This is a genomic window from Shewanella marisflavi, from assembly GCF_023283925.1.
Classification (GTDB): domain Bacteria; phylum Pseudomonadota; class Gammaproteobacteria; order Enterobacterales; family Shewanellaceae; genus Shewanella; species Shewanella marisflavi.
In genome coordinates, this window is sequence record NZ_JAKIKX010000028.1 from 1 (window position 1) to 563 (window position 563).

Sequence of the window (563 nt, forward strand, 5' to 3'; positions counted from 1 at the left end):
CTTCGGGAGGGCGTTTACCACGGTGTGGTTCATGACTGGGGTGAAGTCGTAACAAGGTAGCCCTAGGGGAACCTGGGGCTGGATCACCTCCTTACCTATACGATTGATTTAATGCTTGTTGAGTGTTCACACAGATTACTTGATAGAAGATAGAGAAATACGTTGGGTCTGTAGCTCAGCTGGTTAGAGCGCACCCCTGATAAGGGTGAGGTCGGTGGTTCAAGTCCACTCTGACCCACCAATCTTTCCACGGAAAGATTCGGTATTAAACGTATTATTCTCGCTGCATGTAAATGGGGCTATAGCTCAGCTGGGAGAGCGCCTGCCTTGCACGCAGGAGGTCTGCGGTTCGATCCCGCATAGCTCCACCATTTGCTCTTTGATGAGAGCATGCAGTTTAGGTTAGAGATGCCAAAGATAAATGCAGAATTTATCTTTGGCTTTTTTAAGCCCGCTCTTTAAAAATTTGGAAAGCTGATAGTGTTAATGTGAAAGGGATAATGACGTACTTGTACGTGGTTATTTGTAGCATTAGCGCGAAAAAATAATTGAGTTCTCAAAAC

General features: G+C 45.6%; 2 tRNA genes and 1 rRNA gene. All 3 read left to right on the top strand.

Annotation, left to right across the window (positions count from 1 at the left end):
- Positions 1-94, top strand: a 16S ribosomal RNA gene (locus L2712_RS19090); the annotation flags it as partial.
- A gap of 70 nt (positions 95-164) precedes the next feature.
- Positions 165-241, top strand: a tRNA-Ile gene (locus L2712_RS19095).
- A gap of 54 nt (positions 242-295) precedes the next feature.
- Positions 296-371: transfer RNA gene (locus tag L2712_RS19100), tRNA-Ala, on the top strand.
- Positions 372-563: the final 192 nt, after the last annotated feature.